Source organism: Acetatifactor aquisgranensis (assembly GCF_943193215.1).
GTDB lineage: Bacteria > Bacillota > Clostridia > Lachnospirales > Lachnospiraceae > Acetatifactor > Acetatifactor aquisgranensis.
In genome coordinates this window covers 100,966-123,489 of sequence record NZ_CALPDH010000009.1, presented here as the reverse complement: position 1 = coordinate 123,489, position 22,524 = coordinate 100,966, and the positions used below count along the sequence as shown (strand labels likewise).

Sequence of the window (22,524 nt, the reverse complement as noted above, 5' to 3'; positions counted from 1 at the left end):
TTCCTGACCGCCCGGTTCTTTTCTTATTGTGCCGCACGGACGGCTTCATTCACTTCGTCCGTAATCGTCTGTCCACCCAATTCATACCAGCGGCTCACATAGTCGTCAAAATCATCCAACGGCACTTCCCCGCTGAGCACCTGCAGGAAGAATTCACTCTGCATTGTGCCAATCTGACCGCTCAGTTCCTGAGAGGAAGGTGTCTGCCCATAATATATGGAATACTTGTCGTTCATCTTGTCGGCCTGGCTCTGCACTGCCCATGCGCCGCGCGCCCAGCCCCAGGCATTTGCAGTCGAGATGTTGGTTTCCACGGCCTTGCGGAAACCCTCCTCTTCCACCGTAGTATATCCGTTATACCAGGTCTTGCCATCACCACTCAGCTCGTCAAACGTCACTTTGCCATCGATGCAATCCATGACTGCCTGAATCTGCTTTTCCTTAGCGTCATAATCGCAGTGTAGCACGTTGATTGGGTAATAGTGCCAGGAGAACGGAGAATCCATGCCATTCGGCCGAATATCCCATGCCTGTTCCTGATCCAAATCATACTGATAGTTGATGGTCTTCACAATCGCTTCCTTTACTTCCTCGGAAACGCCCTTTTTCACAACAATATAGGTGGTTGCAGGATTCTTTTTCTGTACGTTCACTTTTCCCTCTTCAGAAAAAGGTGCCAGGAAGCAGTCCCAGCGAACGGAATCGTCTGCATTTTCCAGCAAAGAGACCACAGGCCACTGACTGGACCACCAGGAGCCAAAGAAAATGCCCGCCTGACCGGTGCTGACCATTTCCAGCGCCTGATCGCTTTCACGCACTACAAAAGCGGGATCGATGATGCCTTCTTCCACCATCTTGCGGATCACGCCCAGCGCATCTTTCATTTCCGGGGCAACAGATCCACTGATATAAGTACCGTCCCCCTGATCCAGCCACAGAGCCGGATACGCATTCTGGGACCAGATCACCCCATTCAGATGGAAATTACCTCCATTGGCCTGATTGAAATCTTTGCAGACCGCAATGCCGTCCGTTACGTTGCCGCCTGGATTTTTCTCCATAAACGCTTTCGCAATATCCATAATGTCATCCAGCGTTTCGGGCGCTTCCAGGCCCAGCTCGTCCATCCAGTCTCCGCGTATATACACGAGAGATGTCGTATCCATGCCGGGCTGGATATCCGGAATCGCCATCATCCTACCGTTGAAAGTGACCAGCCCTTCCGCTATGCCATTGGTAGAATCAAAACACTGTTTCAGACCAGGGGAGCGATAGGTAAGAAACGCGTCTGTCATATCCTCCAGCGCTCCGGCATTCACAAGCTGGACCATCTGAGAATAGCTCACATTCATGACATCCGGCATCTCCCCGGAAGCAATCGACATAGCCACCTTTGTATTATAAGTTTCATCCGGCACGGAAAAATCATACACATATTCTACATTCAGTTTTTCCTGCAGATATCTGGTCACATAATTATTTTGAGAATCATCTCCCTCATCGTAGGATACGTTAGCGCTTTCCGATCTTCCCACATGCACCACTGTAACCTCATCGCTGACAGGTCCATATGGGTCTACTGCCTCCCCTTGCTCATCCACTGCCTGTTCCTGTGCTTCTTCCACCGTGCCTTCCGGTTCGCTCTCCGATGCAATCGGGGCTTTCCCGACCACCGCTCCGCCCGCGGAGCCGTCCTCGTTCACGGATTGTGTGCTGTCGTTGCCGCATCCGCCCAAAACTCCAACCAACAGTCCCAGCGACAAAAGAATTGACATAACTCGTTTTCTCTGCATAATAACCTCCATTTTTCTTTTGGTAGCAATGAGTGATGTAAAGAAACCGGCTTCTACCATCGCCATTTCCTTTAACGTTAATGTAACACGTTCCATAGCCATTTGTAAATATCAATATATTATCATGCATGCCAAAAAATTACTCTGTTTTTCTTTAAAGAAAAACTTGCAACAATCGGGTTTTATTGTTAATATATATTAAGAAACAAAAAAATCAGCAAGCTATTTTCAACATTTTGCCAATTCCCCTTATGGTATTACCTGTGTAAAGATGCAAAAGAGAATGGAGTATTCATGTATACGATTTTGATTGCTTGTTCTTCCATTAACGATACCGAAAATATATTATCCCTAATCCGAAGAGACTCTCTTCCCCTTGCTGCGACCACGGTTCGCACCGGGGAGACAGCCCTTGCCCGTATTCTGGATGAGGCCGGAGCCTCTCCTTTCGATATTCTGTTTGCGGATATCGGAATGCCTTTCCAGGAAGAGATTGTGCTTTCCCGACAGGTGCGCAAGTTGTCTCCCCGCACCAGAATCATCCTCTGCAGCGATTTCCGCAATCCGGAATGTGTCCGGGAGGCAGTTTTTGCCGGGGTGCAGGATTATCTTGTCAAACCCGCCTCTTTGGGGGAAATCTCTTCCGCGATTCGGCGGCTTCTTTCTTTTTTGACGGAAACCCGGCAGCAGGAGCAGTTCCGAATACGGCAGTCCTACATTGTAAAAAGCCATCTGCTGTGGCTGGCCCTGCACGACCAAAATTTTCCTCAGGAAAATGGGGGCTTTCTTGAAAGTTATTATCATATGCTGATGTTAGAAAACAAAAATGAGTATTTCAGCGGGCCGGGCGCATCTTTCTGGCGAAATCTGGAAAAGCTCCCGCTTCCGGACCTGATTTCCTTTTCCACGCATCTGGAAGAAATCTACGACATGCGAAAAAACAAAAAAACACATTCCATAATCTATATGAAATATTGCTTTCTGGAGCTGGCGAAGATTATGCTGGAGGCTGGCTGTGCCGGAACGGATACGGACGCGCTGACAGATCAAATCTTTCATTCCGCCAGCCTTTCGGATCTTCTGAGACTTCTCCGCGTGCTTGCCGATTCCTCTGGAACAGCCTCCGGAGAAGTCTCTGCGGACAGTCTCAAGGTCGACAAAATCAAACAGTTCATCCGCCAGCACTATGATGAGCAGCTTTCCCTTAATGATATTGCCGCACACTTCTACATCACGCCAAATTATCTGTGCGCCCTCTTCAAAAAAGAGACTGGCGGCAATGTGATGCGCTATCTCAACGATTACCGCTTAAAGCGCGCCCGCGAGTTTTTGCTCACCACGCAAATGAAAATCCATCTGGTCGCAGAGACAGTGGGCTTTCGGAATGTCTCCTATTTCTGCCAGAAATTCAGGGACACCTACGGAGAAACGCCGGAAAACTTCCGCCAGAAAACCGCCGTCCTCTCTTCAAATGCCATCCGGTGAGCGTTTCCTCTTTCGCAGGAAACCATTATGTGCCTGCTGCATGTATCATTCACATTTTGTTTACAAATCATTCAAGTATTCTTAAATTGATGATCATTGTTTAGACATCTCTCTCCCCTATACTATAATCATCGACATCGCAAGAGGTTGAGAGAAACAAAAGGCAGCCACAGTTACTGTTTACTAAATAACTTTTTCATAATAATGCCAAGGGGCGCAAGCTCCTTGGCATCCTCCCTTTTTAGGGAGATTCTCCCTTTTCAGGGGCTTTTTCATTTTCAGCAACCTTTCGTACGCGCATCCGGTCACAGCCGGGGATACAGCTCCTGGAAGACCGCGTCCATCAAGGCTTTCCCGTCCCTGCATTCCGCCACTGTGGAAATCACTGCCTCCTTGTCCCGCAGTATGATGGAGAGCTGGGAATACTTGCCGTCCGCCCTGAAAGACCCGCAAGGCCCTCCCCAGAACAGATATCCGTAACCGTAATCCTCTTTCAGGCCAGTGGGAACCTGGGCCTTCAAGCTTTCCTCCACCCAGTCCGCCGGAACCACCTGCTTTCCGGCCCACATGCCTTTCTGCAGATACAGCAGCCCCAGCTTATGCAGCTCCGACAATGTCAGGAACAGTCCGCCGGCTCCAAAGGTATATCCCAGCGGATCCGTCTCCCAGGTGGGGCGGTGGATGCCCAGGGGCCGGAAAAGCCGCGGCATCAGATAGGACACCAAATCGCACCCCGCCCGGCGCTGCACCAGTACGCCAGCCAGATACGGGCCTACATTGTTGTAGACGAACTTCGTCCCGGGGCGGCAGGTAAACGGAAAGGCCAGGGACATCTTCACCCAGTCCTCCTGTTCATACAGCGGGCGCTGGGCGCCCATCAGCTGCGGCTGCTCCTGTCCCAGGCACATGGTCAGGAGGTCTCTCACTGTGGCTGTTTCCAGGTACTCGCCTACTTGCCGGGGCAGATCCTCCGAAAAGGCTTCCACCAGCCTCTCCTCCAGGGACAGCAACCCCTCCCTGACGGCTATCCCCACCGCGGCCGAAGTAAAACTCTTGCTGGCGGAATAGACATTACGGCGGCACTCCTCGTCCCAGAGATGTTTCCACAAATCCCTGCCGCCCTGACTGACCTTCACTCCCAGAATCCCTGTCTTGCCCGCGCGCTGGACAAATTTTTCAAAATCCATATTCTCCCTCGCTTTCTCTGTTTTGTTATTTTCATGGTACCATAAAAATAAGTCCCTGCCAATTGGAATTTACCCCTGAAAAGGGAGAATCTCCCTAAAAAGGGAGGATGCCAGGGAGCTCGCGCCCCCTGGCAATAATTATGAAAAAGTTATTTAGTAAGCTGTGGCTGGCAGTAGCACCTGCCTTGTTACAAGTATTAGTATAGTAAAAAGAAATGTCTAAAGAATGATGATAATTCAAAGATTAATTGAATGATTTGTAAACAAAATATGAACGTGCCGGTGGCACAAAAAAGCAGCCTCCCCAACCGGGCGGAGACTGCTCCTTATATTTACTCATTTACTTCTATCCGCGATTCAGGCCTTTCCCACAGAACCGAACAGCTCCATCTTCTCCTTCACGGTAGCCTTGATGGCTTCAGCGCCGGGAGCCAGAAGCTTACGGGGATCGAAGCCCTTGCCCTGCTGATCCTTGCCCTCCTCGATGTACTTGCGGGTAGCGGCAGCAAACGCAAGCTGGCACTCTGTATTCACGTTGATTTTGGCCACGCCGAGGCTGATGGCTTTCTTGATCATGTCAGCGGGGATGCCTGTGCCGCCGTGGAGCACCAGAGGCATCTCGCCGGTGAGCTGCTGTACGGCATCCAGGGTCTCGAAGCTCAGTCCCTGCCAGTTGTCGGGATATTTGCCGTGGATGTTGCCGATGCCTGCCGCCAGGAAGTCCACGCCCAGGTCAGCGATGGCCTTGCACTCCTTGGGATCTGCGCACTCGCCCATGCCTACGACACCGTCTTCCTCGCCGCCGATGGAGCCTACCTCTGCCTCGATGGAGATGCCCTTGCCGTGAGCCGCAGCTACCAGCTCAGTGGTCTTTGCAACGTTCTCCTCGATGGGGTAGTGGGAACCGTCGAACATGACGGATGAGAAACCGGCCTCGATGCACTTATAGCAGTGCTCATAGGAGCCGTGATCCAGATGCAGGGCCACGGGCACGTCGATGTCCAAATCCTTCAGCAGGCCGTTCACCATGCCTACGACTACATCGTAGCCGCCCATGTATTTGCCGGCGCCCTCGGATACGCCCAGGATGACGGGGGACTTGCACTCTTTTGCGGTCAGCAGGATGGACTTTGTCCACTCCAGGTTATTGATGTTGAACTGTCCTACCGCATAGTGGCCTGCTTTGGCCTTTTTCAACATTTCTGTTGCAGATACTAACATAATTACTTACCTCCATTTTTTATTTACAGCTATCCCTGATATATGAAAATGATATCCTGAGCACAGAAGCGCTCATGATGGATGGCCATCCGGCCGCTCCCTGCCAAGAATAAGGCTATTATATCACATAATCCCATAAATTGGAATAGCCGGATTCGCTTTCTCTATTCCGGAAGGGGCTTTACCCTGATATCGATTCCCTTTTGCACATTCCGTATGGTCACTTTTGTATGGCTGCCGCCATTCTCGCCGTCCAGCGTCCACGCCACCGGCCCCCTTGACTCCAGGGTCAGCTCCGAAGTGCGGAAGCAGTACATGGCGCTGGTATCTATGTCGCGGTTCAGCAGGGATATCATGATATTGCTCAGTTCTATGGGATTCCTGGGATTTTTGATCAAAGTGACCTCGAACACCCCGTCGTCCAGCTTCACATTCTTGCCCGTGATATTCCTAAAGCCTCCTACGGAAAAGGAATTCGTTATCATACCGAAGATGAAGTCGCCTTCCAGTTCATTTCCGTCCCAGCTCACTTTCATGGGATAAGAGCGTATTGAGGACAGGCTCTTCATGCCCTCCAGCAGATACGCCATATGGCCCAGCACGTTTTTCATCTCCTGCTCTGTCTCATAGGATACATCCGTGAAAAGTCCGAAAGCAGCGATGTATACGAACACGTCCCTGGCATCATCCTCCTGAAACGTGCCGATGTCGCACTGGTAATCCCTGCCTTTCACCGCTATCTGAGCAGCCCGCACCATATTCTTGGGCAGAGAGATGCTGCCTCCGAAATCGTTGGTGCTCCCCGCAGGGATATAGCCGATTGGCGTGCGGAGACCACTCTCGATCATCCCCGTGACAACCTCGTCCAGGGTGCCGTCGCCGCCGCTGCACACCACCAGTTCATACTCCTCCCGCCGGTGCGCCACAATGCTCCTTGCATCATCTTTTTTCTGAGTAGGGGCCACTGTAATCTCATACCCCTCCTTCGCAAAGACATCCAGTATATCCGCCAGCTTATTTTTTATCTGGGCCTTGCCGGCTTTGGGATTGTATACAAAAAGCAGCTTCTTATCCATAGGGCTCCGCCTTTATTCCTCGCCGGTCAGGAAACTGGTGATTCCGTCCAGGGCGACCTCTTCGTCATCGCCCTCGGCGGAGACTTCCAGGCTGTCGCTCAAATCCATCCCCAATGTCATCATGCCCATGATGCTCTTGGCATTGACCCTCTTGTCACCAGACTGGATGTAGATGGAGCTTTCATACTTGCTGGCCTTCTGCACTAACATAGCGATATGCCTGGCCATCTGCTCTCCCTCCAGGTTGATGCTGATATTTTTCTTTTTCATTAAATTCTCCTCCTGATTTTGGTTCCGTTTCTAAGTTACTTATGGCCTTGCCTGCTCCGCCAGCTCACTGAGCTTGCGCAGTCTATGGTTTACGCCGGACTTTCCCAGAGGCGGATGAAAGTACCCTCCCAGTTCCTTCAGCGGGGCGTCCGGATATTCCAATCGTATCTCTGCCATCTCCCGCAAGGTTTCCGGCAGATTCTGGAAACCGTAATACTTTCTTAAGTATTCGATATCCTCCACCTGCTTTGCCGCCGCGGTCACGGTCTTTGCTATGTTGGCGGTCTCACAGTTCACCCGCCGGTTCACGGCGCCTCGCATTTCTTTCAGGATTCTCATGTTCTCCAGGTTCATCAGGGACACCGGCGCCTCGCAGACATTCAATAAATCCACGATACTGGAACCTTCCTTTAAATAGACCACATGATATTTCTTCCTGAGAATGATCTTTGATTCAATCTCAAAGCTCCTGATCAGCTTCTGAAGAAACAGCGCCTTTGCTTCATCGGCGCAGTCGAATTCCAGATGGTATCCCTTGGCCGGATTGCTCATGGAACCCACGGCCAGGAACGCTCCCCGCAGGAATGCTCTCCTGCAGCAGGAATTCTTGATCAGAAGAGGATTCACCGGCTCACCGGGGCCTCCGATTTTTGCCAGCAGCCCCTGTATCTCCTGCTCCTCCAATGTCCTGTCCGTTTCTATATTATATGTTTTTTTCAACAATGTAAAGCCTTTTCTGACAACGGCCTCATTTTCTGTCTGAAAACCAAGGGTGAACACCGGCTTTCCGCCCTGACTCTCCCCGATTTGCCCGTAATCTCCGCAAAAATGCATGAGGGCCGCAAGCTCCGCTATCTGGCAATGCCTCGCCGGGCTGATCCGCTTTGCCAGTTCCTGTTTCACTTCACCTGAAAACGACATCTTTATTTCCCCTGTTGGCCGACATCCCTGTGATACAGTTTGCAGCCATACTTCCCCTTGTCCTTTATACTCCTGTACAGTTCATTGGCAAGGGTGACGCTGCGGTGCCTGCCCCCTGTGCAGCCGATGGCCACCACCAGGCGGTTCTTCCCTTCTTTCACATAGTTCGGTATCAGAAACTGTACCATGTCCGTGAGTTTTTCCATGAAGATTTCCGCCTCCTGGAAACTGAGGACATATTCCTGCACTTCTCTGTCATTGCCTGTCTTGCATTTCAGTTCATCAATGTAAAAAGGGTTGGGCAGGAAACGCACATCCAGCACCAAATCCGCGTCTGCCGGAATGCCGTGCTTGAAGCCAAATGACATCACTGTCACCATGAGGCTGTTGTACCCCTCATTCTGCACGAAGATGCGGTCCAGCTCCTCTTTCAGCTCCCTGGTCAGCAGATTCGAGGTGTCAATTACATAATCGGCATGACTTCTGATATTCTCAAGTACTCCGCGCTCGATTCTGACACCGTCCTCCACACGCTTGTCCATGGCAAGGGGATGAATCCGCCTGGTCTCCTTATATCTTTTGATCAGGACGCTCTCGTCCGCGTCCATGAACAGAATCTCCAGCTTGTAGCCGGATGCTTTGAGCTTCTCCAGGATTTTCGTGGCATCCTCAAAGTTCTGGCCGGAGCGCACATCCAGCCCCAGGGCCACCTTGCCCACCTCGCTGCCGGGCATGGAGACCAGCTCCGCGAATTTCTCCACCAGCGAAAGCGGCAGATTGTCCACGCAGTAAAAACCTGCATCCTCCAGCATCTTCAGGGCGGTGCTCTTCCCCCCGCCGCTCATCCCCGTGACTACTACGAATCTCATAATCCTGTATCCTTCATCCTGCTCTACTATGAATATCAAATCGCTCCGCAAGCCATGGCAGAATCTCCGTCAGTCCTTATCTGCCCCATAAAGCCAAAAGCGCATCTTTATCCCAGAAATACGATTTCCGGCTCCAGGTCCACCCGGAACCGTTCCTTTACCTGCTCCTGTATCTCACTGATAAGCTTCCGCACGTCCACAGCGGTAGCATTTCCGGTATTTATCACGAAGCCGCAATGCTTTTCCGATACCTGCGCGCCGCCTACCCGATATCCGGAAAAACCCGCATCCATTATCAGTTTTCCGGCAAAATGCCCCTCCGGCCGCTTGAAGGTGCTGCCGGCGCTGGGGTATTCCAGGGGCTGCTTCTCCCTCCGCCTTGCGGCCAAATCCTCCATTTTCGCCCGGATGGCCTCCTTATCGCCCGGCTCCAGACGGAATGTGACCTGGGTCACCGTAAAGGCGCTGTTCCGTATGACGCTGGTGCGGTAGCCGAACTCCATGGTGTCATTATCCAGCTCCATGGATTCGCCCTCTCTGCTCACCACGCAGACCTGAGTCACCACCTGACTCATCTCTCCCCCATAGGCTCCGGCGTTCATCACCACGCCGCCTCCTACGGTGCCGGGAATGCCCGCCGCGAATTCAAATCCTGTCAGCCCGTGCTCCAGGGCGGCATTCGCCACCTGCCTTAAGGTGGCTCCCGCCTTTGCTATGATATCGCATCCCCGCACGGAAATGCCGCTCATCTTCTGTCCGATCTGCAGGACTACGCCCCGATAGCCGGCATCGTCCACCAGCAGATTGCTCCCATTCCCCAGCACAAAGAACGGCACGCCCGCCAGATCCAGATACCGCCGCACTTTCCTAAGCTGTTCCTCGTCCTCCAACTGCAAAAAGCAATCGGCAGGTCCCCCTATCCGAAAGGTAGTATGGCCTGCCATTGGCTCCTGCAAATGGATATTGTCCCGGGGCACGTATCTTTCTAATGCTTCTACCACTGCTCCACTGATCATTGAAATTGACTTCCCTTTTCTATATACTTCCCAATAGCCCGCGTTATCCGTTATTCCGAAGAATCAGAGCCGCTGCGCCGTAGATACCCGCGTCATTCCCCAGCTTCGCCAGGACGAACTTCGCTTCTCTGCACTGAGGGAATGCGTATTTCCTGAAATTCGGCTCTACAAAGGTCAGCAGGATATCCCCTGCCTTGGACACGCCGCCGCCGATGACGAAGACTTCCGGATTCACCACCGCGGACACGATTGCAAGGCCTTTGCCCAGATATTCGCCGAAACGCTCCGCAATCTCTATGGCCACGCCATCCCCTGCCTTTACCGCATCGAACACTGTCTTGGCTGTAATCTCGCCCTCACGCAGGGTGCTGGGTTTCCCGTCCTCCCCAAGGCGGCGCTTTGCCAGGCGCACGATGCCTGTAGCGGAGGCATACTGTTCCAGACAGCCTTTATTCTTGCAGTTGCAGGATTCCGTCTCGCCGTCCTGTATATGAAGATGTCCTATCTCCCCGCCGGCGCCTGTGGCTCCCGCCAGCAGCCTGCCGTCTACGATGATGCCGCCGCCTACGCCGGTTCCCAATGTCACGGCCACCATATTCTCATATCCCTTGCCGCCGCCCTGCCACAGTTCGCCGAACGCGGCTACATTGGCATCGTTGGCAGCCTTTACCGGTACCTTAATATATGCATTCAGAGCTTTCGGTATGTCAATGGAATCCCAGCCAAGGTTCACTGCCCGACCCACCAGCAGGCCATTGCGGTCCACGGGACCCGGCACACCGATGCCGATTCCGGCCACATCCGCCTCTTTCAGGCTCTTCTCCTCCATTTTGGCCCTGATGCTCTCCGCCATGTCGGGCAGAATGGCAGCGCCCTGATTTTCCGTCACAGTGGGAATCTCCCACTTGTCCAGAACCGCCCCCTCCTCATCGAACAGGCCCAGTTTTACGCTCGTTCCTCCTACGTCCACTCCAAATGCATACTTGCTCATTGTTTCCAATCCTTTCTATGGGTTTTCGCTATTGCTGTATTTTACGGTTTCGTAAAGACTGATTACATATCCTCGTCCCTGCTCTTCGCAAAAGAATTCTGCACCCGGGTGTAAAGTTCCTGCGCCGCATTGTAGCCCATCTTCTTCTGGCGATGGTTGACGGCGGCGGACTCACAGATGACCGCCAGATTCCGGCCCGGACGGATGGGGATGTTGTAGCACACCACCTTGTTGCCCAGATATTCCGTATAATTCTCTTCCAGTCCAAGTCTGTCGTATTCCTTGTCCCTGTCCCAGTCCTCCAGACGGATCACAAGGTCAATGTTCTGGGTGTCCATCACGGAGGAGGCGCCGAACAGCGCTTTCACGTCCACCACGCCGATGCCCCGCAGTTCGATCAGATGCTTCAGCATATCGGGGGCGGAGCCTACGAGCGTGTCGTCGCTGACTTTCCTGATTTCCACCACATCGTCCGTCACCAGGCGGTGTCCCCTCCGAATCAGTTCCAGCGCCGCCTCGGACTTGCCGATGCCGCTCTCGCCGGTAATCAGCAGTCCCTCTCCGTAGACATCCACCAGCACGCCGTGGACCGAGATGCAGGGGGCAAGCTTCACGTTCAGCCACCTGATGGACTCGGCCATGAAGTTCGACGTGGTCATCCTGGAAGACAGAACCGGTATCTTGTGGGTAACCGCCGCCTCCAGGAAAATGGAATCCGGCTTCAGTTCCCGGCAGAACACTACTGCCGACACATCATATTCCATGAATTCGTTGTAGATTTCCCGCTTTCTCGCGTCGGAAAGGCCTTCCATGTAGGTGTATTCCACAAAGCCGATAATCTGGAGCCTTGTGGCGTCAAAATGCTCGAAATAGCCCGTCAGCTGCAGGGCAGGGCGGTTGATTTCGGGCTGGGTGAGCCGGATATCCGACACGTCGATCTGGGGCGTAAGGTTCTCCAGCTTCATTTTTTCGATAAGATGGGTCAGTCTGACACTTTCCATGGCTTGTCTCCTAATCGGATTCCTTCCTTTTGTATCCGTTTCCGCGCTGGGCTTTTATAGTATCTTGATTGTAACACAAGAAAAACATAATGTGAAGAGGTTCTAAATAAAAAAGAATGCCAAAAGGAATCATTGCGGCGATGCAACAACCGCCAGCTCTCCCCTACTGTCAAGCTTTCAAAAACAATATAATTCACCGACAGCTATTATTTGGCAATTCTTTATCAGTCAAGATTTCAAGAACTTTTTGACAAGTTATCTCTTTTTTTAGGTCACATAGCACATTATATACCAGTGCTGTTACTACCGCTGTAGCATAACTTGGTTCATTTGCAGTGATATATGTTAAACATATCTTTATTGAAGAAGCTTTTGCTTTATTTATTCTGATTTTATTTTCTGTTAAATGTAAATCTGCCTTTACGCCTACACTAATAACATTATTCCTGTATCAATAATAGCAATCTCTGCCATTTTCTTTCTCACTTACGCTTATTCTTTCTTGAAGCTTTTAGTTCTTTAATCAGGCTTTCTTTCTCGTATTCTTTCCCTTTTAGCAAAATCTGTCTTCTTTGTTCCGCTCCAACTAATTTCAGATATCGTAAATAGCGATTATAATCCAGTTCTTCTCTTTCTAAGGCTTCCTGAATTGCACATCCTGACTCACTTAAATGTGAACAATTTTTATACTTGCATTTACTTTCCAGTTCCTTTATTTCGGGAAACAATTCATCAAGTGTATCTGCATTTGCCGATATACCTACACTGCGAAGACCAGGGGTATCAATTACCACCCTTTTATTTGGCAGTATATATATATGCCTTGCTGTTGTCGTATGATGGCCACGAGCATCGCCTTTCCGGATATCACCTGTTCTTATAACCTCATCTTTCAGCATCCGATTTATCAAAGAGGATTTTCCTACGCCGGAGCTGCCCAAAAATATAGCAGTTTCATTTTCATGCCAGTGATTATATAATACTTTCTCTGAATCGACCTGATAGATACTTGTCTTTTCAACAGGACATTCCGAAAAACGCTTAGAAATGATGCCCGCCAATTCCTCATATCTATCGGTCAAATCCGTTTTTGAAAGGACAAAGCATATCCTAGTGCCCCCTTCTTTCGCAAGAATATAATACCTTTCCAATCTTGCCAAATTAAAATCCTGATTCGCGCTTGTCATAATAAATGTAATGTCAACATTAGCGGCCAATCCCTGTATTTTACCTGTCTGCAGCCTACTGACTCGATTTTTTCTTCTGACTATTCCATTAACGTATAATTGTCCATAAACCATTTCACAGGCCAGATAATCGCCTACTAAAACCTGATTGTCTATCTTTCCTGAAATAATTGCCCTGTCATATCGACCATCCCGATAGACCAATATATTTTGTGCTGTAAAAACAGCAGCGCAACGATATAATTCACTCTCCATTATCATCATCCTCCCAATTATATTGTCTTGCCTGAAGTTCAAACATCCGTTTGTACTGTGTTTCACTTGACATCAGTTCACTGTGTGAGCCCTCTTCTATGACCATGCCCCTGTCCAGCAAAATGATTCGATCGCTCAATTTACAGCTTGACAGACGATGCGATATGAAAATAGATGCTTTTCCGAAAAGGAGAGCCTCATACTTTTTATAAAGCTGATATTCTGCCTCCGCATCGTATGTGGACATGGGCTCATCCAGAACAAAAAACAGCGCATTTTTCTTATACATGGAACGCGCTAACGCAATCTTCTGCTGCTGTCCACCCGAGAACTCTACCCCATCATTAGAATAGGCATTTGTGAAATAGGTTTCGTAGCGATTCGGATACTCGCTGATAAATTCATCTACGCCTGTCCCACGTGAGACATCTGCCAGAAAAGCTGAATCAACATCCGTATCGAAAGACGTTATATTGTCCGCAACAGAAAAGGCAAACAAGACAAAATCCTGGAAGACCGAAGAGAACAACCCGATATATTCCTCGTCCGAATACTCGTATATATCCACTCCATCCAACAGTATGCTGCCTTCTTCCGGTCGATATAACCTGAGCAATAGTTTCACCAATGTGCTCTTGCCTGCTCCATTGCGTCCTACCAATGAGATTTTCATCGGTGCACGAAGTGTCAGATTTATATTTTTCAAGGCATATTCACCGCTTCCCGGATACCTGAAACTTACATTCCGAAACTCTATGGCATGGGATTTTTCATCCATGTCTTTATGGACTTCTTCACGCCCCGGCAGCGCATCTTTATATCTCATAAACTCTATGTAATATTCTATATATGCGGCCGCTTCCACATAACTTTTGCAACTAGATGTGAAAGAGTCCGCATAGGAAATATAATCGTTTACCAGGCCTATAGCAAACGTGAAATCGCTTATAGAGACAATTGATTTCAGACAGGAAACACCCATTGCCGCAAAAGCCAGCAATTTCACCACGAAATCCCCCATGTCCTGAAAAACAGAATGGCAGAAATTGTATTTCTGTACCTTGGTCTCCATTTCCATATATAATTTCTTCGCTTTATCGATTTTGTAGAACAGCTTCTTCCTATAGTTGAAAATCCTGTATTCTTTCACATATTCATACTCAGACCCTATCTCATATAAATAAGAAAGATAGCGATTGTCGATTATCTGCCGCTCCGTGATAGGAACCGTTGCCTCCGCATTTCTTTTGGCCAGAAAAGCTTTGCCTAGCAGCCCCAATAGGACAATCCCTAAAACCGCAACATTTGTGGTTATCATAAAGATTGTCGTAATTACAATCGCAATTAAACTGGAAAACGTTTCAACAAAATACCATCCTACAGCGGCAATTTTTCCATTTGCGATATATTTAGCAAGCTCTTTCTGATCCTGCATCTCCTTTTTCTCGAAAGTCTGGTAATCAATCTTCATACATTGCGCAAAAAAGGCGTTAAATAAGTTTTCCGTAATCATCTGGTCGCGTACAGGCCTGTCTGTATTGACCGCAACTCGTATCATCTTCAACAGGAACATAATCGCTGTCAGTGGAACAAGCATCAGCACATACTCTCGATATTCGATATGATTCGTCAAAGCGTCAATAGTGTATTTCATAATAAAAAGCGCCGGATACTTGTCGATGGAAAAGGAAACCACCTCAAGCAACATGATAATTATGTACTTTTTATCATTTTTATAAAGCAGCGAAAAAAAACCAGGCAATGTCTTCAATGCCTTTACTATCCTGGACTTCTCAAAAGTGTCCATTCGAATCACCTCCGGCATATAATGCAGCCTGTGCCTCAAACAGAGAAGCATATTCTCCCTTCTGATCCATGAGTTGACTGTGGCTTCCTTTTTCAATGATTTTGCCCTGAGAAAACACTAATATATTGTCGCTGTTTACGCCTGTAGAAAGACGGTGCGTTATATAAATCAATATGCCCTTTTCCGATACCTGCCTCATTCTTTCGTATATGTTATACTCTGCAACGGCATCTAATCCCGCAGTGGGCTCATCAAAAATTTTCAAAGGGGACTGTTTATACAGCGTTTTCGCAATCATCATCTTTTGCAGCTCACCGCCTGAGAAACGCACCCCATTCTTGTCAAACTCTTTTCCATAGATGGTATACTCTTTATTCGGCAACGCTTGGATTTTCTCTTCGATACCGACATCCGTGACAACTCTGTGGAAAATATCTTTATCAAATGCTTCCTCCAGTGAGGATATGTTGTCAGCTACTGTCAGGTTAAGGAACTTATAATCCTGAAACAGCACCGACAGCAAAGATAAATAGGCATTCCTGTCATATTCGAGAATATTTTTTCCGTTTAAAGTTATCGTTCCCATTGTAGGCGAATACAGTCTACATAGCAGCTTAATGAAAGTACTTTTCCCAGCCCCGTTCTTACCTACGATGAGGTATGTATTCCCTTTTTTCAGCTTTATATTAATGTCAGACAGCGCATCAAAATCTGTATTAGGATAGCGAAAAGACACATTCTTGAACTCTATGACAATATCATCGTCCTCCGAATACTTCAGCTCATCGTCCCCCTCTCTGGCTGCCTCTAAGGGTTTGAAATACCAATAACTCATAAAATCGTCTAAATAATCAGCATTCAGGAAAATATTCATGACACCGGAGGCCAGATTTCCCATGACATTTTGCATCTGCTGATAGGCCGAAAAAAAGAATACAAAATCACTTACTTGAATGGTTCGCAGCACCAATACCCGATACGCCAAAATAAGATAAATGACTAACTGCAATATAATATCCGCTATTACATATGTCGCAGAACTATACCGAAAAATCCCCATATATCGTTTCCATATATTTACTTTTTCCCTGCTGATTTCTCTCAGTTTAGCGTCAAATTTATTTTCCAGATGAAATATGCGAATCTCTTTCGCGAATCTAATGTCCTCACAAATCTTATGTAAATAGTTGCTTTTTCGGTTGACCTCAGACATTTCTGTCCTGCGGATATACCCGGCTTTCCTGTCGAAAAACTCGGACAGTATTCTGACCGCAATCGTCATACAGATTGGCAATAACAGCGCGGGTCCAAGAGATAAAATAACAACGCCTATCCCTGACAGCAGTATAAGGTTCGAAATCAGCGAAAAAAACAAATGGACATTTTCTTCTACGGCTCCCTGTCCATATCCCTCCATCGCTTTGGATTGCAGCACAAAATACTCTTTTGTAGACAGCACAAAATAATCCAGCGCATCCGTCTTTTCTATTATCTGCTCTTTTATCAGAAAATCCAGTTTCAATTTTGATTTCACTATTATTTTATCTAAGAGATTGCTGGTCCATTCTAAGATGAAAATGATTGAAAGAATATAAAATACTGGAAAAATATACGCCCGAAAACCGGATGGCTCCTCTAACCCAGACACTGCCTTTTTCAGCAGATACATATATGGAAGTACTTTTAATGCATTGATGAGTTCTTTCAGGAACACCCAAATTAAATAAACCCGGTTAATTGCAGACACAAACCTGACTGCCAGGAAACTGACAGCCAGTTTATGCTTCAGTGTACGAAAAAAAGTCTCAGTCATCGTTTGGCTCCATTATCCTTCATACTTACTTTCAAAAAGTGATATATGTCTTTGAGAACATCATCCGGATGAATCAATATGTCTATATCTCTTGCAAACCTAAACATCTTTGAATCATCGGGAAACCAACAATAATCAAAACAAATGCCTTTTATAAAAGAACTACGTATACCCTCTCTATCAAGAATTGCCTGTATTTCATATTGGTAGTTTGCAAGCATATGCCGATAAGCAACAGATGTTATGCGATACTTTTGTCGTTCCTCTTTGACTATATCAGAACACTCCCCATCCTTAAATAACATATAACGAGATAGTACAATATTCCGATGCGCAGGTCTAACATATTGATTTATCAACGCAATATCCAACTTATTTATTTTTTCCTTGACACCTTGTTTTATTCCCTCAAAGCTTAAACCATATAAAGCCAAAAGTGCAATTGCATAATCGTCCTTATGCATGTTGTCTCTCATAACACTCTCCTTCGTAAAGCATTCAACAGAGCCAACGCGCCTATTAAGAAGCGGGAAATCCGTTACTCTTTTTCTTCGCAATACTATACCTATATCTTATTATATAATATTTCCTCCAACCCCGCAATAACATTCTGCATTGAACTACAACCTGAACTACAACCGAATTACAACAAATAATCTTATCACTTTATGTGCATAATGCACAATTCCTTCTTGAACTATCCTTAGTTCCCATGAAAAAGTGGAACTACATTTATCCAATATTCGAAATGTCCACAACAAGCAAATTCCAAGTTAATGGATGAATGACATCCGTAATATAGAGCCACTTAAACTCGGGAATTCGGATTAATATATCAAAATCAACATAAAGACTTTTTGATACTGATCGTTATACTGCCCAATAACCAACCCTAATAACTGCCAATAAAGCATTTTATCCTCTATTTTGGGAAAATAATCGAATAAATACTTTTTGCAAAATACACATTTATCGCTTAAGTCTTATACGTTTCCTTTCGTTAAAATGTCCTTTATATCTCTTTGCCATGGAAGTACCCATAGATTTCCTCCGCCGCCCTGCGGTTGATTTCAGGCAGGGCAGCCAGTTCCTCCACGGAGGCTGCCTTAATCTCCTCAATGGACTTAAAGCCCCGCATCAGGGCCTTTCTTCTGGCAGGGCCTACGCCGGGTATCTCGTCTAAGACGGATTTCACCTGGGCCTTGCTGCGCAGGGACCTGTGGTACTCGATGGCGAAACGATGGGCCTCATCCTGAATCCTGGTAATCAGCTTGAAACCCTCCGAGCGGGTGTCGATGGGCAGCTCCACATTATTGAAATACAGGCCTCTGGTGCGGTGGTTGTCATCCTTGACCATGCCGCAGACAGGGATGGAAATCTGCAGCTGCTCCAGCACGGACAGGGCTATGTTCACCTGCCCTCTGCCGCCATCCATCATCAGCAGATCCGGAAATTTGGTGAAGCTGCCGTAAGTCTTGTCTAACTCTTTTTCCTCCAGTTCCGCGCTCTCCTCCAGTCCATGGCGGAAACGTCTGGTCAGCACCTCCCGCATACAGGCATAATCGTCGGGGCCGGAGACTGTCCTGATGCGGAATTTCCTGTAATCGCTGGGTTTGGGCCTGCCTTTCTCAAAGACAATCATGGAACCCACATTCTCAAAGCCGTTAATGTTGGAGATATCGAAAGCCTCCATGCGCTCAATCTGCTTAAGGCCTAAGAGGTTCGCGATTTCCTTTACCGCGCCGATGGTGCGGCCCTCCTCGCGCTTAAGCCGCTCCCTGTCCTGCTCTAAGATATGCTTTGCGTTCTGGGCGGCCAGTTCCACCAGTTTCTCCTTGGAGCCGATTTTGGGCACACGGAGATAGACCCGGCCTCCCTTGCGCCCGGTGAGCCATTTCTCAATCAGTTCCCTGTCCGCGATTTCATGCTGGAGCATCAGCTCTCTGGGGATGAATGGAGTGCCCGCATAGAACTGCTTCACGAAATTCTCCAGAATTTCCGCCTTGCTGTCAGCTGACACGTTTGTCATATAATAGTGCTCTCTCCCGATCAGCTTGCCGTCCCGGACGAAGAACACCTGCACCACGGCCTCTCTGTCGTCCTGGTACATGGCGATGATGTCCTTGTCCTCTCCCACACTGTCCGTAATCTTCTGCTTCTGGGCCACCTGTTTCACGCTGTTGTACAAGTCCCGGTAACCGGCTGCCGCCTCGAAATCCAGGGCCTCCGCAGCGGTCTGCATCTTCGTCTCCAGATCCTTTAAGATGGGGCTGTAGTTTCCGTTCAGGAATTCCAGGGCCTGTTCCACCTGCTCCCTGTACTGCTCTTTGGAGATGTAGCCCTGACAGGGTGCCAGGCACTGCTTGATATGGTAATTCAGGCAGGGCCGGTCCAGCCCCGTGTCCCTGGGCAGGCTGCGGCTGCAGGTCCGCAGCTGATACAGCTTGTTCAGCAGTTCGATGGTATCTTTCACGGCCGCCGCGCTAGTGTAGGGGCCGAAATATTTGGATCTGTCCTTCTTCATCAGGCGGGAGAACTGGACCCTGGGAAAGTCCTCCCCCAGAGTCACCTTGATGTAAGGGTAGGTCTTGTCATCCTTTAACAGGGTATTGTACTTGGGGGAATTCTCCTTGATCAGGTTGTTCTCCAGCACCAGGGCCTCCAGTTCGGAATCCGTGACGATGTACTCGAACCTTGCAATCAGAGACACCATCTTGTCAATCATAGGACCTCTGCCGATATTTTCCCGGAAATAGGAGCGCACCCGGTTGTGGAGATTCACTGCCTTGCCCACATATAAAATGACACCCCTGTCATCTCTCATGATGTAGACGCCGGGCTCTTTGGGCAGCTTCTTAAGTTCCTCTTCAAAGTTGAACATGTCGGACTCCTTACTGATTGTTTTGAAAAATGGATTGCTTGTGATTGTCGAACGAAAAACCAAGCCTTTCCCAACTAATGAGAAAGGCTTGGATTCATCAGTCTATCCTGCCATTGGAAAATCTGCCTACAGGGCGGCCGTCCGTCTTCTCCGCCTCTGTCTCAGCGTTCCCGCCGCCTGACTTGTCCTGGGGAGGCGTTTCCGACTGCGGAGCCGCTTCCTGAGGGATTTCTGTCTCCCGCCCTGGCTCCGGCGCAGAATCCTCCGGTCTCGAAGCGCTCCTGTCCCCCTCTGTGGTTTCCGTTTCCCTCAATCCGGGATTGCCCTCCTGATTTACGGCTGCATCCGCAGCCTCCCGGAAAGGCATCTCTTCCTTTTGGACGCTTTCCGGCTCCGGAACATTATCCCGGCTCTGCGGCGCGTCCTGGCCGCCCTTTTCCTCTACAGACGCAGGCTTTGACTCTTTCCCGGCATCCTGCCCCTCTTTTCCGGCCTCATCCGCCTCCTCGGGCTCCGGCAGTCCTTTTTCCCGGCGGAAAATCTGCATGAATTCCTTGCCGGTGATGGTCTCTTTCTCAATCAGGAACTCCGCCAGCTTATCCATGACCTCCCGGTTCTCCCGAAGCAGCGCAAGCGCCTTGTCGTAGCTCTCCTTTAATATCTCCACCACTTCCGCGTCTATCTGGGCGGCCGTGGTATCGCTGCAGTTCAGCGCCGTCCTGCCCTCCAGGTACTGGCTCTCCACGGTGGCCAGCCCTACCAGGCCGAACTTCTTGCTCATGCCGTAGCGTGTTATCATATTCCGTGCGATATCCGTCGCTTTTTCGATATCATTGGCAGCCCCGGTGGTCACTGTGTCGAAGACCACTTCCTCCGCCGCCCGGCCTCCCACCAGGCCCACCAGCATATCCCGCAGCTCCGCCTCGGTGTTCAGGTACTTCTCCTCCTCCGGCACATGCATGACATACCCTAAGGCGCCCATGGTGCGTGGCACGATGGTAATCTTCTGCACCGGCTCGGAATTCTTCTGGAGGGCGCTGATCAGGGCGTGGCCCACCTCATGGTAAGACACAATCTTGCGCTCTTCCTTGCTCATGATGCGGTCTTTCTTCTCCTTGCCCACCAGCACCACTTCCACCGCGTCGAAGAGGTCTTTCTGGCAGACATAGTCCCTGCGCTCCTTTACGGCATTGATGGCCGCCTCGTTTATCATATTTGCAAGGTCGGAGCCCACCGCGCCGCTGGTGGCCAGAGCGATGGCATCCAAATCCACGGTCTCGTCCATCTTCACGTCCTTGGCATGGACTTTCAGGATTTCCACACGTCCTTTCAGATCGGGCTTATCCACGATGATCCGCCTGTCGAAGCGTCCCGGACGCAGAAGCGCTTTGTCCAGAATCTCCGGACGGTTAGTCGCCCCTAATATCAAGATGCCCTTGGAGCTGTCAAAGCCGTCCATCTCGGACAGCAGCTGGTTCAGGGTCTGCTCCCGCTCCTCGTTCCCGCCGCCATATTTGGAGTCGCGGCTGCGGCCGATGGCATCGATTTCATCTATGAATATGATACAGGGGGCATTCTTTGTCGCCTCCTTGAACAGGTCGCGCACACGGCTGGCGCCCACGCCTACGTACAGCTCTATGAAATCAGAACCCGTCAGGGAGAAGAACGGCACATGCGCCTCGCCGGCAACCGCTTTGGCAAGCAATGTCTTACCGGTTCCGGGAGGGCCCACCAGCAGAGCGCCCTTGGGGAGCCTTGCGCCGATTTTGGAGTATTTGCCGGGATTGTGCAGGAAATCCACCACTTCCACCAGGGACTCCTTGGCCTCATCCTCACCGGCCACGTCCTTGAAAGTGACGCCTGTCTCTTTCTGTACATAGACCTTGGCGTTGCTCTTGCCCACGCCCATGGGGCCGCCTGCGCCGCCCATCTTCTTGAACACCACGCCCAGCAGGATCCACATCAGCAGCACCGGCAGCACCACATATAAAAGGATGTCGAAAATGCGGCCCGAATTGTCGCTGAGCACCCGGGTGCCGTCAATGCCGTGCTCCTCCAGGCGGGAGGTGAGGGTATCCAAATCTTCCATAATAATGGTGGAATAGGTAGTCGGCATATTTCCATAAAAAGGATAGCCTGTCATCGCCCCGGGCGCATTGGTATCTTCTTTCTCTTCATCCGCTTTCAGCGTGAACAGTACCTGCCCGGTGCTCTGCACCTCTACGGCATCCACCTTGTCCTCATTGATATACTCCAGGAACTTCGTGTAGCTGACCTCCTGTCCGCTCCCTGAGGAGCCGAACAGCAGATTCCAGAGCATGAAAACCAGCAGCACCGTGCTCAATGCCGCCAGCAGCACCATCATGATATTGGGCCGCCTGGGCGGCTGGTTTCCATTCCCGCCGCCGTTTCCGCCGGGCCCGTTTCCCCGCCCGCCGTTGTTGTATCCTCCGCCATTGTCGTATTGGTTCATTTGATTGTCCATAAGCAGCTCCGTTTCGTCATGTCACTTTATATACTCACGAGCGATGAAATTTGCCACGACATCTCCGGCATCTTTCGCTCGTGAGCCGGGCATAATGAAGAGGGACATTCATGGCAAGTTTTAGCGATCGTCAGTATAAGTTTCTTCGCCTCAGACCCAAAACCGGCAGACACAGTCCCGATACAATGGGTCTTATTCATTATAGATACAACCAATTGATAAATCAATAGCAGAAATGTGAAAAAAACACCTCAACTCTTAAAGAT

The 22,524-nt window shown here is 49.4% G+C and carries 17 protein-coding genes; 1 reads left to right on the top strand and 16 read right to left on the bottom strand.

What is annotated here, in order from left to right:
• Positions 1-23: 23 nt before the first annotated feature.
• Positions 24-1,793 carry an extracellular solute-binding protein gene (locus tag NFS35_RS09870; protein WP_251206957.1) on the bottom strand — a complete coding sequence of 590 codons (1,770 nt, stop codon included), beginning with the start codon at positions 1,791-1,793 and terminating at the stop codon, positions 24-26.
• A 294-nt stretch (positions 1,794-2,087) separates the two neighbouring features.
• Between NFS35_RS09870 and NFS35_RS09865 the strand changes: the two genes are divergently transcribed.
• On the top strand, positions 2,088-3,278 hold the full coding sequence (locus NFS35_RS09865; RefSeq protein WP_251206956.1) for a helix-turn-helix domain-containing protein: 1,191 nt from the start codon (positions 2,088-2,090) through the stop codon (positions 3,276-3,278).
• A gap of 305 nt (positions 3,279-3,583) precedes the next feature.
• Here NFS35_RS09865 and NFS35_RS09860 read toward each other — a convergent pair whose 3' ends face one another.
• The 15 genes from NFS35_RS09860 to ftsH form a co-directional block, all read right to left on the bottom strand.
• Complete coding sequence (locus tag NFS35_RS09860) at positions 3,584-4,465, bottom strand: serine hydrolase domain-containing protein (protein WP_251206955.1); 882 nt, start codon at positions 4,463-4,465, stop codon at positions 3,584-3,586.
• A gap of 357 nt (positions 4,466-4,822) precedes the next feature.
• Entirely contained in the window at positions 4,823-5,686 is an 864-nt protein-coding gene (gene fba, locus NFS35_RS09855; protein WP_251206954.1) for a class II fructose-1,6-bisphosphate aldolase, read from the bottom strand.
• Positions 5,687-5,850: 164 nt separating this feature from the next.
• Positions 5,851-6,762, bottom strand: a complete 912-nt coding sequence (locus tag NFS35_RS09850; protein WP_251206953.1) for a diacylglycerol/lipid kinase family protein — start codon at positions 6,760-6,762, stop codon at positions 5,851-5,853.
• 12 nt (positions 6,763-6,774) lie between these two features.
• Positions 6,775-7,032: an HPr family phosphocarrier protein gene (locus tag NFS35_RS09845; protein ID WP_251206952.1), complete on the bottom strand. Its 258-nt coding sequence runs from the start codon at positions 7,030-7,032 to the stop codon at positions 6,775-6,777.
• A 39-nt stretch (positions 7,033-7,071) separates the two neighbouring features.
• Positions 7,072-7,953 carry a DNA-binding protein WhiA gene (gene whiA / locus NFS35_RS09840; RefSeq protein ID WP_251206951.1) on the bottom strand — a complete coding sequence of 294 codons (882 nt, stop codon included), beginning with the start codon at positions 7,951-7,953 and terminating at the stop codon, positions 7,072-7,074.
• A gap of 2 nt (positions 7,954-7,955) precedes the next feature.
• Positions 7,956-8,822: an RNase adapter RapZ gene (gene rapZ, locus NFS35_RS09835; protein ID WP_251206950.1), complete on the bottom strand. Its 867-nt coding sequence runs from the start codon at positions 8,820-8,822 to the stop codon at positions 7,956-7,958.
• A gap of 107 nt (positions 8,823-8,929) precedes the next feature.
• Positions 8,930-9,838 (bottom strand): UDP-N-acetylmuramate dehydrogenase, encoded by a 909-nt coding sequence (gene murB / locus NFS35_RS09830; protein ID WP_251206949.1) that lies wholly within the window; start codon positions 9,836-9,838, stop codon positions 8,930-8,932.
• A gap of 43 nt (positions 9,839-9,881) precedes the next feature.
• Entirely contained in the window at positions 9,882-10,829 is a 948-nt protein-coding gene (locus NFS35_RS09825) for an ROK family glucokinase (RefSeq protein WP_251206948.1), read from the bottom strand.
• A 62-nt stretch (positions 10,830-10,891) separates the two neighbouring features.
• Entirely contained in the window at positions 10,892-11,830 is a 939-nt protein-coding gene (gene hprK, locus NFS35_RS09820) for an HPr(Ser) kinase/phosphatase (RefSeq protein ID WP_251206947.1), read from the bottom strand.
• 482 nt (positions 11,831-12,312) lie between these two features.
• On the bottom strand, positions 12,313-13,272 hold the full coding sequence (gene rsgA / locus NFS35_RS09815) for a ribosome small subunit-dependent GTPase A (RefSeq protein WP_251206946.1): 960 nt from the start codon (positions 13,270-13,272) through the stop codon (positions 12,313-12,315).
• A complete protein-coding gene (locus NFS35_RS09810; RefSeq protein WP_251206945.1) occupies positions 13,262-15,079 on the bottom strand; it encodes an ABC transporter ATP-binding protein in 1,818 nt (605 codons plus the stop codon). Before NFS35_RS09810 ends, rsgA begins: the two co-directional genes overlap by 11 nt.
• Positions 15,066-16,892 carry an ABC transporter ATP-binding protein gene (locus tag NFS35_RS09805; RefSeq protein WP_251206944.1) on the bottom strand — a complete coding sequence of 609 codons (1,827 nt, stop codon included), beginning with the start codon at positions 16,890-16,892 and terminating at the stop codon, positions 15,066-15,068. Before NFS35_RS09805 ends, NFS35_RS09810 begins: the two co-directional genes overlap by 14 nt.
• A complete protein-coding gene (locus NFS35_RS09800; protein ID WP_251206943.1) occupies positions 16,889-17,368 on the bottom strand; it encodes a hypothetical protein in 480 nt (159 codons plus the stop codon). Before NFS35_RS09800 ends, NFS35_RS09805 begins: the two co-directional genes overlap by 4 nt.
• Before the next feature lie 536 nt (positions 17,369-17,904).
• A complete protein-coding gene (gene uvrC, locus NFS35_RS09795) occupies positions 17,905-19,773 on the bottom strand; it encodes an excinuclease ABC subunit UvrC (RefSeq protein ID WP_251206942.1) in 1,869 nt (622 codons plus the stop codon).
• Positions 19,774-19,870: 97 nt separating this feature from the next.
• A complete protein-coding gene (ftsH, locus tag NFS35_RS09790; RefSeq protein WP_275564676.1) occupies positions 19,871-22,138 on the bottom strand; it encodes an ATP-dependent zinc metalloprotease FtsH in 2,268 nt (755 codons plus the stop codon).
• Positions 22,139-22,524 lie beyond the last annotated feature (386 nt).